Below are 12,109 nucleotides of genomic sequence, written 5' to 3' on the forward strand. Positions count from 1 at the left end.
CGGCATGACCGGCATCAACATCGGCGGCGGCAACTTCGGCCCGATCAACACCGGGACGAACAGCGGATCGATGAGCGGCGCGAACATCAACCAGCAGCAGGCACCGCTCGTCGCCCTGCTCGAGCAGCTGCGTGCCCAGACCGCCGCGCTGGAGGTCGAAGACCGGAAGGCGCTGGATCGCAACCTCGCCGGCCTGCTGGCGGACGCACACAAGGCGCAGGACCCGGAAAACGCCGACGACGTGGAGCCCGAGGTCGTGCGGACCCGGTGGGAGAAGGTCAAGAACCTGCTGTCCCAGGCGTCCGAGGTGAGCGGGACGGTCGCGCAGATCGGCGGGCACATCTCCGGGCTCATCGGGGCTTTCTGAGCCGTCGCCGGGCGCTGGGGTGCGCCGCGTCCGCCTCGCGTGGGCGATGCCGCAGATGACGGCTTGCGGCGCCGGGTGGTGCATGGGCGCGCAGAGCCGCCATCGAGTGGCGTGCGACCTGTGTACTGGGTCTGGACGGGGACCGGGCGAGCCCGCCTCGTCGCGGATCCGGCCGTCAGAGGCGTCCGCGCCGAGCACGGCAAGAGCCTTGTCAGGTCAACCTGCGTCAGCTCACCCGGCCGCTCCCCGCGGCGGATCGGCGTCCCGGTGAGGCGTTGCGGCCGGGTATCCCATGGCGCACCAGGGCTTGACGCACAGTCGAGGCGGGCATGTCCGGGCTCCCCGCGATGTGCGCTTGGCCCGGCGGACGGTCTCCAGGTAGCCGCAGAAGCTCCAGCTCCGTCGGGTGTGGCCGACGGGTGGGCCGTAGGGGGCATGGACGTCGGTGTAGTTGGCGTGTCGGGGGGCTCGTGCGGGTCTCGCCATGACGTCCGGCTGGCTGGGAACGGGCGGCGGTTGCTGGGCGAGCTTGCCGAGGCGGGGCGGCCAGTGGTCGAGATGGGGTGTCGCGGGCGAGCGGCCACAGGTGAGTGCGAGACGAGGGCGAGACCGGCCACAAGCGGGTGTGGGAGGAGGGCCAAGGCCGGCCACAGGTGAGTGTGGAGGAGGGCGAGTGCGGGCTCGCGGATTGCTGCAGTTCGCCGCAGGGCTTGCCAGTGGGGTGGGTGGGGACGGGTGGCCGGAGCGTGCTCTGGACGCGGCGGGTCATCGGGGGCGTTTTGAGCCATGATGTGTGGCACGAGCTCGACGACGAGGAGGTCTGCCCCATGGGCCGTCACGCGGAGGAACACCAGCGCAGCCTGACCGATCCGGAGGGGTTCTGGCTGGCCGCCGCCAAGGCGATCGACTGGACGCGCGAACCGTCCCAAGCGCTGGACTCGTCGAACGCCCCGCTGTTCCGCTGGTTTCCGGACGGGGAGCTGAACACCGCCTACAACGCCCTGGACCGGCACGTGGAGCGCGGCCGCGGCGAGCAGCCGGCGTTGATCTGGGACTCGCCGGTGACCGGCGGCAAGCGCACCTTCACCTACACCCAGCTGCGCGACGAGGTCGCCCGGTTCGCCGGGGCGCTGCGCTCGCTCGGGGTCGGCAAGGGCGACCGGGTGATCGTCTACCTGCCGATGGTGCCCGAAGCGGCCGTGGCGATGCTGGCGTGCGCGCGGATCGGCGCCGTGCACTCGGTGGTGTTCGGCGGGTTCGCGCCCAAGGAGCTGGCCGCGCGCATCGAGGACGCCAAGCCCAAAGTGATCGTCGCGGCGTCCTGCGGCATCGAACCGAACCGGGTGGTCGAGTACAAGCCGATCATCGACGAGGCGCTCGCCACGACCGAACACCAGCCGGACCGGATCGTGGTGCTGCAGCGCGACGCGGCCCAGGCGACGCTCGGCGAACAGGACGTCGACTGGCAGCAGCTGGTCGCCGACGCGAGCCCCGCGGACCCGGTGCCGGTGGCGGCGACCGATCCGCTCTACATCCTCTACACCTCTGGCACGACCGGGAAGCCGAAGGGCGTCGTGCGTGACGCCGGCGGGCACGCCGTCGCACTGGCGTACTCGATGAACGCGGTCTACGACATCCAGCCGGGCGACATCTGGTGGACCGCCTCCGACGTCGGCTGGGTGGTCGGCCACTCCTACATCGTGTACGCGCCACTGCTGATCGGCGCGACGACCGTGATGTACGAGGGCAAGCCGGTCGGCACCCCGGACGCCGGCGCGTTCTGGCGCGTCATCAGCGAGCACAAGGCGAAGGCCCTGTTCACCGCGCCGACCGCGCTGCGGGCGATCAAGCGGGTGGACCCGGACGCGACGGAGCTGGCGAAGTACGACCTGTCCGCGTTCCGCACCCTGTTCATGGCCGGGGAGCGGCTCGACCCGGAAACCCTGAACTGGGCCTCGGACAAGCTGGGCGTGCCGGTGATCGACCACTGGTGGCAGACCGAGACCGGCTGGCCGATCGCGGCCAACCCGCGCGGCCTGGAGCCGATGCCGGTGAAGCCGGGCTCGGCGACCGTGCCGGTGCCGGGCTACGACGTGCGGATCCTCGATCAGGCCGGCAATCCGCTGCCTGCCGGGCAGGAGGGGGCGATCTGCATCAAGCTGCCGATGCCCCCGGGCACGCTGCCGACGCTGTGGGACGATGACGAGCGCTACGTGGAGGCGTACCTGTCGCGTTACGAGGGCTACTACCTCACCGGCGACTCGGGCTACTTCGACGAGGACGGGTACCTGTTCGTCATGGGCCGCACCGACGACGTCATCAACGTGGCCGGGCACCGGTTGTCGACCGGCTCGATGGAAGCCGTGCTGGCGGCGCACCCCGCGGTGGCCGAGTGCGCGGTGATCGGCGTGCACGATTCGCTCAAGGGCCAGCTGCCGCGCGGGCTGGTGGTGCTCAAGTCCGGTGTGGACATCGACGAGGAGACGTTGAAGGCGGAGCTGATCACCGCCGTCCGGCGCGACATCGGCCCGGTGGCGGCGTTCCGTCAGGTGTCTATTGTGGACGCGTTGCCGAAGACGCGATCGGGCAAGATCCTGCGCAAGACCATGCGCGGACTCGCGGAAGGCCGTGACGAGCCGGTGCCCTCGACGATCGAGGACCCCTCGGTGCTCGACAGCCTGCGCGCGATCCTGCGCGAGAGCTGAGCGACACAGTGTCCACTTGAGACGGTTGACGACGTTCGGCAACGAGTTGATGTTCATACCGACAAGTTAGACCCGGGCACCGACAGAAAGCACGCTCCGGCCGGGAAATCGCCACCCGATCGAGTCGAACGCGGCGATTCACCCGGCCGGAGCAGTGCGACGGCGACTGGAGCATTGCGCGGGCGGAAGCACTGGTCTATACCTTTAAGAGACCCGCTCCCGATCCCCGCGGAGAGTGACCATGCGCAGATCCCTGGCCGGCCTGCTCGGCGCCACCGCGCTCGTGCTGACCGCCCTCACCCAGCCCGCCCTCGCCAGCGAGCCCGCCGCCGCGAACCAGCCGGCCACGCGTGCCCTGGCGGACGTGATACCCGTTCCGGTGTCGGCGAAAGCCGATCCCAGGGCCGACTTCCGGCTGACCCCCGCCACCGCGATCGAAGCCGGCCGCGACGCCCGGCAGGTCGCCGACTACCTCGCCGGCCTGCTCCGCCCGTCGACCGGTTATCGCCTGCCGGTCGTCGAGCGCACCTCGGCGCCGTCCATCGCCCTCGAGCTGGGCCCGACCGCGCAGGTCGGCGACCAGGGCTACCAGCTCACGGTGACGAAGAAGGGCGTCACCGTCCGCGCGAACAGCAGTGACGGGCTGTTCGCGGGGGTGCAGACGCTGCGCCAGCTGCTGCCCGCGCAGGTCGAATCGCGGCAGGTCGCGCGCGGCCCGTGGGTCGTGCCGGGCGGCAGGATCGTGGACTACCCCCGGTTCGCGTATCGCGGAGCGATGCTCGACGTGGCGCGGCACTTCTTCGCGGTCGATGAGGTCAAGCGGTACATCGACCAGATCGCGCAGTACAAGATCAACCGGCTGCACCTGCACCTGGCGGACGACCAGGGCTGGCGGATCGAGATCAAGAGCTGGCCGCGCCTGGCGACGTACGGCGGCAGCACCGAGGTCGGCGGCGGCCCGGGCGGGTACTACACGCAGGAGCAGTACCAGGACCTGGTGGCCTACGCCGCGTCCCGGCACATCACGGTGATCCCGGAGATCGACATGCCGGGCCACACCAACGCCGCGCTGGCGTCGTACGCGGAGCTGAACTGCGACGGCGTGGCTCCGCCGCTCTACACCGGCATCGAGGTCGGGTTCAGCTCGCTGTGCGTCGACAAGGACATCACCTACGAGTTCCTCGACGACGTGATCGGCGAGCTGGCCGCGCTGACGCCGGGGCGGTACCTGCACATCGGCGGGGACGAGGCCCATGCCACGACGCCGGAGGACTACCAGAAGTTCATGGGCGAGGTGCTCCCGATCGTCGCCAAGCACGGCAAGCTGGTGCAGGGCTGGCACGAGATCGCGAAGGCCGGGTTGCCGGTGTCCGCGGTGCCGCAGTTCTGGGACACCGACGGGGTGGACGCCGCCACGGCCGCGGCCGCCGCGGCGGGCAACAAGATCGTGATGTCCCCGGCGAACAAGGCCTACCTCGACATGAAGTACCACGAGAACAGCCCGCTCGGCCTGCACTGGGCCGGGTACGTCGAGGTCGCCGACGCCTACGACTGGGACCCGTCGACGGCGGTGCAGGGCGTGGGTGAGACGTCGATCGCGGGCGTCGAGGCGCCGTTGTGGTCGGAGACGCTGACCGACAGCGACGACATCGAGTTCATGGCCTTCCCGCGGCTGCCCGGCATCGCGGAGATCGGGTGGTCGCCGAAGTCGACCCACGACTGGAACGGCTACCGCGAGCGGCTGGCGAAGCAGGCGCCGCGGTGGGAGGTCCAGGGGATCGACTTCTACCGCTCGCCGCAGGTGGACTGGCGGTAGCGCGGACGTGGGCCCGGCGCGGTTCGGCCGCGTCGGGCCCCGTGGGGGCGGCTGCTCCGGCCGGCTGGGGTGCCGAGGGGCAGGTGGCAGGTGGCTAACGCCGCGGGTCTCCGGTGCCGCTTGCCGCCCCGGTGAACGGCCAGCCGGGTGCGATTTTCCGTGCTCGGGACGGCGGGCTCATCAGCGTCTGGACGTCGGACATCGTGGACGGACTGATCCAGACGATCCGCACCGTGAAGAACCCGGAGAAGCTCACACACCTGGCCCCGATCGCCGACGTATGGTCCGCCCTGCGCATGCTGCGACACCTGGCAGCCGATCCGGGCGGACAGCGGCATGAGCTTGGCGAGCACCCCGGCCACCGCCCCGGCGCCGGTGAACCGCGAGGCCCACTGCGGGGCCTTGCCGCCGCCGTCGCCGACCAGCTGGACGTCCGCGGCCAGCAGCTTGGTCAATGCACCGACGTCGCCGCTCCGGAAGGCGTCCAGGAACCGGCCGGCGAGCTCCTCGCGCTTGGCCCGGCCGGCCTCGAACCGCGGCCGGACCGCGTCCACGTGCCGCCACGCCGCCTCCGAACGTCCCACCGCGGAGGCGATCTCGGGGAAACCGCACCCGAACACCTCCCGCAGCACGAAGACCGCCCGCTCCAGCGGACTGAGCCGTTCGAGCAGCAGCAGGGCCGCCATGGACAACGAGTCGGCCGGCTCCGCCGAGCGCTGCGGGTCCTGATACGGATCGGCCAGCAGCGGCTCGGGGAACCACGCCCGACGTACTCCTCCCGCCGGACGCGCGCCGACCGCAGCACGTCGATCGCGATGCGGCTCACCGTGGCCGACGGGAACGCGTTGAGCGAATCCGGCCGCGTCGAGGAGGCCGCGAAACGCAGCCACGCGTCCTGGACCGCGTCCTCGGCGTCGCTCACGCTGCCCAGCAGGCGGTAGGCGATGGAGAACAGCGACGGCCGCAGCTCCTCGAACGCCTCGGCGCGGTTCACCACGGCACCGGGCCGTCCTCGGCGAAGAACCCGGCCGTCGGCCCGTCCGGGCCGAGCGTGGCCGGCCGCACCACGACCGCGGAGCCCTGCGCGACCGTCTGGAACCCGGTGTGGTTGTTGCTGTCCGTGTCGACGAAACCAGGAGCGACCGCGTTGACCAGGACCCCGTCCTCGCGCAGCTCCTTGGCGTACTGCACGGTCAGCGCACACAGGGCGGGCTTGGACGGGCTGTACGCCGCCGACGGCAGCAGCGCCGAGAAGGGGCCGTCCAGGTCGCTGTTCAAAGTCAGCGAGGCCTCGTGACTGCTGACGTTCACGATCCGCGGCGCCGGTGACCGCCGCAGCAGCGGCAGCATCGCGTTGGTCACCGCGATCACGCCGGAGACGTTGGTCTCGAACACCGCGCGGACCACGCCGAGGTCGACCGAGCTGAGGACCTGGTCGTGCGCGTCTTCGGGGTTGACCTGCCCGGAACCGGTGATGGCGACGGTCCCCTGCTGCCTGCCGTCCAGCGCCGCGATCCCGGGCACCGATCAGGACGGTCATGCCGAGAGCCGCCAGGCGCCCAGTAGACACCGTCTACAAATCTTGATAGACAGTGTCTACCAGGTGAACATCGGATGTCGGAGAGCTGAATGGGCTATCAGAGGTTCGTGGTCCTCGGCGACAGCTGCGCGGAAGGCCTGCACGACCCCTACCCGGGGACCAACATCTACCGCGGCTGGGCCGACCTGGCCGCGGCGACGCTCGCCCGGCACGACCCCTCCTTCCGGTACGCCAACCTGGCCGTCCGCGGCCGTCGCCTGGACCAGATCATCGTCGAGCAGATCCCCGCGGCCCTGGACCTCAAGCCCGACCTGGTCACCCTCTTCGGCGGCGCCAACGACGTCATGACCCGCACCTACCGCGCCGAGATCGTCGCGAAGCGGGTGGACGCGGCGATCCGCATGCTCACCCGCGCGGCACCCACCGTGGTCGTCTTCACGCTCAGCGACGTCTCCAGCCGCGTCCCGGGCCTGCTGCGCATCCGGCACCGGCTGGAAGCCCTCAACGAGGCCATCCACACCTCCGCGGCCAAGCACGGCGCCCGGGTGGTGGACCTGTGGGGCGAGGAGGCCGTGCACGACCTGCGTTACTTCGGCCCGGACCGGCTGCACCTCTCGGAGTACGGCCACCGCCGCCTGGCCGCGCACCTGCTCACGAACCTGGGCGTCGACTACGACCCGGCCTGGCTGGAACCCCTGCCCGGGGAACCGCTGCGCCCGGGCCTGCGCGCGCACGCCGGCTGGGTGTGGCGGGAGGTCCTGCCGGTGATGGTCACGCGCACCCGCAACTGGTTCACCGGCCGCTCCCCGGGCGACGGTTTCGCGCCCAAGCGCCCCGACCTGCTCCCCGTCATCGCCGACGAGCTGGCGTCGTGGAAAACGATCCCCGGCAGCGCCTGATCGACAGCGCGATCGCCGTTCTGACGAACGAGGGTGTCGAGGCCGTCACCCTGCGGCGGATCGCGCGCGAAGCCGGTGTCTCGCACGGCGCGCCCCTGCGGCACTTCGCCGGGCGCGCCGAACTGCTCGCCGCGGTCGCCGCGTCCGGGTTCGCGGAGCTGCACGCCCGCGCGGCCGACCTGCCCGACGACAACCCGCAGCAACGGCTGCTGACCGCGTGCCGCCGCTACCTCGACTTCGCGCTGGCGAATCCGGCGATGTTCGAGCTGATGTTCCGGCCCGACCTGATCGACGTGCGCGAACCCGAGCTGGCCCGGCTCTCCAACGCGGTGTTCGAGCAGTTCCTGGACCTCGTCACCCGGGCCCAGGCGGGCGGCTGGCGGCAGGGCACCGCGTCGCGCCCGCTGGCCGCGTCGCTGTGGGCGTCCCTGCACGGGCTGGCCGCGCTGTGGCTGCGCGGCGGGCTCCCGTCGGCGGCGGAGTCGTCCGATGTGGAGCAGACGCTGGCCGTCACGCTCAACACCTACCTGCGCCCCTGACGCGTCAACCGCGCCAGGCCTTCTCGCGCAGCAGTCGCAAGCCGTTCAGCGCCACCAGCACGGTCGAGCCCTCGTGGCCGGCGACCCCGAGCGGCAGCGGCAGCTCACCGAACAGGTCCCACAGCACGAGCCCGACGATGAACCCGCCCGCGATCGCGAGGTTGGCCAGCACGAGCCGGCGCGCGCGGCGGGCCAGCGCGACGACCGCGGGGATCGCCGTCAGCTCGTCCCGCACGACCACCGCGTCCGCCGTCTCCAGCGCCAGGTCCGAGCCGGCCCGTCCCATGGCGATGCCGGTGTGCGCCGCGGCCAGCGCGGGCGCGTCGTTGACCCCGTCGCCGACCACCAGCACCCGCTCGCCGAGTTCGCGGACGGCCGCGACCTTGTCCTGCGGCAGCAGCCCGGCCCGCACGTCGGTGATGCCCACCTCGGCCGCCACCCGCGCCGCGGCACGGGCGTTGTCCCCGGTCAGCAGCACGGGCGACGTCCCGGCCAGCGCGGCCACCGCGGCACGGGCGTCCGGGCGCACGCGGTCGGCCAGCCCGAGCACCCCGGCCGGTTCGCCGTCGACCCGGACCAGCACCGCGCTCCGCCCACCGGCCTCGACCTCGCGCACCGCATCGCTGTCGTCCCGGCCCACGAACACCTGCCGCCCGTCGACCACCGCGTGCACGCCCCGGCCGGGCTCCGCGCGGAAGTCCCGTGCCACCGGCACCCGGTCCGCGGCCGCCACGACCGCCCGGCCGAGCGGGTGCTCGCTCGACTGCTCCGCACCGGCCGCGTACCGCAGAACGTCCTCTTCGGACATACTCAGTGGACGGACCTCGACAACGCGCGGCGAACCCTCGGTCAAGGTTCCGGTCTTGTCGAACGCCACCCGCTCCGTCGTACCGAGCCGCTCCAGCACCACGGCCGACTTGACCAGCACACCGTGGCGCCCGGCGTTCGCGATGGCCGACAGCAGCGGCGGCATGGTCGCCAGCACCACCGCGCACGGCGACGCGACGATCATGAACGTCATCGCGCGCAGCAGCGTCTCCCGCAGCCCGGCCCCGAAGGCCAGCGGGACCAGGAACAACGCCAGGGTCGCCACCACCACGCAGACCGAGTAGCGCTGCTCGATCTTCTCGATGAACAGCTGCGTCTTCGCCTTGGTCGCGGACGCCTCCTCGACCATCGCGACGATCCGCGCCAGCACCGTGTCCGACGAGTCCCGCGTGACCCGGACCCGCAGCACCCCGGTTCCGTTCAGCGTGCCGGCGAACACCTCGTCGCCGGCGGCCTTGGGCACCGGCATCGACTCACCGGTGATCGACGACTGGTCCACCTCGCTCGCGCCGTCCAGCACGACGCCGTCCCCGCCGATGCGCTCCCCGGGCCGGACCACGAACTCGTCGCCGGCCTGGTAGCTGTCGGCCTCCCCGGTCAGGTCGAGCAGGCTGCGCACCGAATCCGCGGTCCGCTGCGTCGCGACGGCCTCCAGCGCGCCGGAGGTCGCGAAGATGACGATCAGCAGGCCGCCGTCGAGCACCTGCCCGATCGACGCCGCGCCCACCGCCGCGACGACCATCAGCAGGTCCACGTCCAGCGTCCGCTCGCGCAGGGCCCGCAGCCCCGCCAGCAGCGGTTCCCACCCGCCGGCCGCGTAACAGCCCAGGTAGAGGGTCCAGTACAGCCACCAGGGGCCGCCGCCGAGGTCGGCCGCGAGACCGGCCAGGAACAGCACCAGGGCGGCCAGCGCCCAGCGCACCTCGGGCAGCAGCAGCCGGCGTACCGGACGGATGGGGGCCGCTTGGCCGATCACCTGAACCACAGGCCGCAGCATACCGGAACACATGAAGACGTCTACATGTGTTCTTCGACTAGAATCGTCTCGTGGGTCACGGAGTCAACGGCAAGGACAGGCCGGCAGCGTCGCTGGACGCGCAGAGCGCGGTGACCGTCGCCGCGACCTTGCAGGCGCTGGCCACGCCGAGCCGGCTGCTGATGCTGACCCGGTTGCGGCAGGGGCCGTGCGCGGTCGGCGAGCTGGCCGAGGCGGTCGGGATGGAGCAGTCGGCGGTGAGCCACCAGCTCCGGCTGCTGCGCAACCTCGGCCTGGTCACCGGGCAGCGCTCGGGCCGCAGCATCGTCTACAGCCTCTACGACAACCACGTCGCCCAGCTGCTCGACGAGGCCGTCTACCACATCGAGCACCTCCGCCTCGGAGTTCCGGACAGCACGACCGCCTGACTGGCACAGTGGTGGCGTGACAACGCCCGTGGTGGATCTGCGCCCGCCCGCGAACCTGGTCAGCCGGAAGGCCGTGCTGTTCTGGGCCACGCGCGCGGCGATCGGCTGGGTCGTCGTGCTCGTCGGCGGTGGTGTGTGGCTCGCGCTGACCGGCTGGTTCCCGCTGGTCGTGGCACTCATCGTGGCCGGGGTGCTGGCGGTCGCGCACCTCGCCGTCATGCCGCAGTGGCGCTTCCGCGTGCACCGCTGGGAGACCACGCCCCAGGTCGTCTACACCCAGTCCGGCTGGATCGACCAGGAGCGCCGCATCGCGCCGGTCTCCCGGATCCAGACCGTCGACACCGAGCGCGGCCCGTTGGAGCGGCTGTTCGGGCTGGCGAACCTGACCGTCACCACGGCATCGGCGCGCGGCCCGGTCCAGATCCACGGCCTGGACTACGAGGTCGCGCAACGCCTGACCCAGGAACTCGCCACGCTCACGCAGGCCACGCCGGGAGACGCGACGTGAGCGAGGACTGGCACCGGCTCAGCGCCCGCATGCTCGCGGTCCACCCGGTGCAGGAGGTCGTGCGGCTGCTGCCGGTGCTGATCGGCGTGCTGTTCATCGGCCGCGGCAGCCAGGGGCAGATCTGGAGCCTCGTCGGCCTCGGCCTGGCGATCGCGGCCGGGCTGCTGCGCTGGTTCACCACGACCTACCAGATCACCGCCGAGCACGTGCGCGTGCGGCGCGGGCTGCTCAGCCGCAAGGAACTGTCCGTGCCGCGGGACCGGATCCGCACCGTCGACCTGACTTCCCGGCCGCTGCAACGGATCCTCGGGCTGAGCCGGGTCGTGATCGGCACCGGCCGCGGTGACTGGCAGGGCGCGATGGGTGTCACGCTGGACTCCCTGGCGACCGCGGACGCCGCCCGGCTGCGCGAAGAGCTGCTGCACCGGCGCACCGAGCAGTCCACGGGCCTGGTCGACGTGCTGGCCGAGCTGCAGCTGTCGTGGGTGCGGTTCGGGCCGTTCACGCTGTCCGGGATCGCCGCGATCGGTGTCGTGGCCGGGTCCCTTGCGAACCTGTTCAACGAGGTGCAGATCGACGAGGACGACTTCGGGGTGCTGCAGTCGTTCCTCGGCCAGGTCGCCTCGGCGCCGGTGTGGGTCATCGTGGCCGGGCTCGTGGTGCTGACCGCGGTGCTGGTGTCCGTGCTGTCGGTGATCGCCTACGTCCTGGCGTTCTGGAACTTCCGGCTCGCCCGCGGCGAAGGCACGCTGCGTGTGACGCGCGGCCTGCTGACCACCCGTCAGACGACGATCGAGCTGCGCCGCCTGCGCGGGGCCGAGATCAGCGAGCCGCTGCTGCTGCGGGCCGCCCGCGGTGCCCGCTGCTCGGCGATCACGACCGGGTTGCGCGGTGAGCACAGCAGTTCCGTGCTGCTGCCGCCCGCACCGCGCGCGGTGGCGCACCGCGTGGCGGGCGACGTGCTGGAGGACCCGGCGGTGGCCTCCGCCGAGCTGGTCCGGCACGGTCCGCGGGCCCACCTGCGGCGCTACACGCGGGCGTTCCTGTTCGCCGCCGCCGTCACCGGGTTGTTCGTGCTGTTGTGGTGGCTCGCGGACTGGCCGGCGTGGCCGTGGCAGGTCGCGCTGGTGCTGTTCCCGGCCGGCGCGCTGCTGGCCGAGGACCGCTACCGCAACCTGGGGCACGCGCTGATGGGCGGCAAGCTGGTGTTCCGGCAGGGCAGCCTGGTGCGGCGGCGGCAGGTGCTGTCGACCGAGGGGGTGATCGGCTGGGTGTTCCACCGGTCGTTCTTCCAGCGGCGCGCCGGGCTGATCTCACTGACGGCGACCACCGCCGCGGGCCGCCAGCACTACACCGGCGTGGACATCCCGGCGGCCGAAGCCATCGCCCTCGCCGACGCCGCCGAACCCGGTCTGCTGGAACCGTTCCTCATCCGGCGGTAGGGCCGGCCCGACCGCCGATCGGGCGGTGGACCGCAGTGTTTTCGGTGCCGTGCGGGCGAAA

General features: G+C 71.9%; 11 protein-coding genes and 1 pseudogene. 8 read left to right on the plus strand and 4 right to left on the minus strand.

Features of this window, described 5'->3' with window-relative positions; all coding sequences use genetic code 11:
* Positions 1-4 precede the first annotated feature (4 nt).
* The 3 genes from L1857_RS32990 (at position 5) to L1857_RS33000 (ending at position 4,888) form a co-directional block, all read left to right on the plus strand.
* Positions 5-367: a hypothetical protein gene (locus L1857_RS32990; protein WP_116109434.1), complete on the plus strand. Its 363-nt coding sequence runs from the start codon at positions 5-7 to the stop codon at positions 365-367.
* Between the two features lie 791 nt (positions 368-1,158).
* Positions 1,159-3,072, plus strand: a complete 1,914-nt coding sequence (locus L1857_RS32995; protein WP_116109433.1) for a propionyl-CoA synthetase — start codon at positions 1,159-1,161, stop codon at positions 3,070-3,072.
* A 241-nt stretch (positions 3,073-3,313) separates the two neighbouring features.
* Positions 3,314-4,888 (plus strand): beta-N-acetylhexosaminidase, encoded by a 1,575-nt coding sequence (locus L1857_RS33000; RefSeq protein WP_094004530.1) that lies wholly within the window; start codon positions 3,314-3,316, stop codon positions 4,886-4,888.
* Here the strand turns inward: L1857_RS33000 and L1857_RS33005 are convergent.
* The 3 genes and pseudogenes from L1857_RS33005 to L1857_RS33015 all read right to left on the minus strand — a co-directional run bounded on the left by L1857_RS33005 (position 4,858) and on the right by L1857_RS33015 (position 6,412).
* Positions 4,858-5,574, minus strand: a complete 717-nt coding sequence (locus L1857_RS33005) for a sigma factor-like helix-turn-helix DNA-binding protein (protein ID WP_240323033.1) — start codon at positions 5,572-5,574, stop codon at positions 4,858-4,860. The genes L1857_RS33000 and L1857_RS33005 overlap by 31 nt on opposite strands.
* A 161-nt stretch (positions 5,575-5,735) precedes the next feature.
* Positions 5,736-5,885: pseudogene (locus L1857_RS33010) on the minus strand (sigma factor); the annotation flags it as partial.
* On the minus strand, positions 5,879-6,412 hold the full coding sequence (locus L1857_RS33015) for an SDR family NAD(P)-dependent oxidoreductase (protein ID WP_205413163.1): 534 nt from the start codon (positions 6,410-6,412) through the stop codon (positions 5,879-5,881). The pseudogene L1857_RS33010 and the gene L1857_RS33015, both read right to left, overlap by 7 nt.
* Positions 6,413-6,517: 105 nt before the next feature.
* On the opposite strand from L1857_RS33015, the gene L1857_RS33020 reads away from it, so the two are divergent.
* Entirely contained in the window at positions 6,518-7,327 is an 810-nt protein-coding gene (locus L1857_RS33020; RefSeq protein ID WP_094004529.1) for an SGNH/GDSL hydrolase family protein, read from the plus strand.
* Entirely contained in the window at positions 7,300-7,866 is a 567-nt protein-coding gene (locus L1857_RS33025) for a TetR/AcrR family transcriptional regulator (RefSeq protein ID WP_094004528.1), read from the plus strand. Before L1857_RS33020 ends, L1857_RS33025 begins: the two co-directional genes overlap by 28 nt.
* A 4-nt stretch (positions 7,867-7,870) precedes the next feature.
* Here the strand turns inward: L1857_RS33025 and L1857_RS33030 are convergent, their stop codons facing one another.
* The gene (locus L1857_RS33030) at positions 7,871-9,670 is read right to left on the minus strand and encodes a heavy metal translocating P-type ATPase (protein WP_249467534.1); all 1,800 of its coding nucleotides are present in this window, start codon (positions 9,668-9,670) and stop codon (positions 7,871-7,873) included.
* A 71-nt stretch (positions 9,671-9,741) separates the two neighbouring features.
* On the opposite strand from L1857_RS33030, the gene L1857_RS33035 reads away from it, so the two are divergent.
* From L1857_RS33035 to L1857_RS33045, 3 genes are read left to right on the plus strand one after another with little or no spacing between them, the layout of a single operon-like run.
* Positions 9,742-10,098 (plus strand): ArsR/SmtB family transcription factor, encoded by a 357-nt coding sequence (locus tag L1857_RS33035; protein ID WP_094004527.1) that lies wholly within the window; start codon positions 9,742-9,744, stop codon positions 10,096-10,098.
* Between the two features lie 16 nt (positions 10,099-10,114).
* On the plus strand, positions 10,115-10,606 hold the full coding sequence (locus L1857_RS33040) for a PH domain-containing protein (protein ID WP_249467239.1): 492 nt from the start codon (positions 10,115-10,117) through the stop codon (positions 10,604-10,606).
* Complete coding sequence (locus tag L1857_RS33045) at positions 10,603-12,048, plus strand: PH domain-containing protein (protein WP_249467240.1); 1,446 nt, start codon at positions 10,603-10,605, stop codon at positions 12,046-12,048. Before L1857_RS33040 ends, L1857_RS33045 begins: the two co-directional genes overlap by 4 nt.
* Positions 12,049-12,109 lie beyond the last annotated feature (61 nt).

Origin of the sequence: Amycolatopsis thermalba (genome assembly GCF_023376025.1) — a bacterium.
Taxonomy (GTDB): domain Bacteria; phylum Actinomycetota; class Actinomycetes; order Mycobacteriales; family Pseudonocardiaceae; genus Amycolatopsis_E; species Amycolatopsis_E thermalba.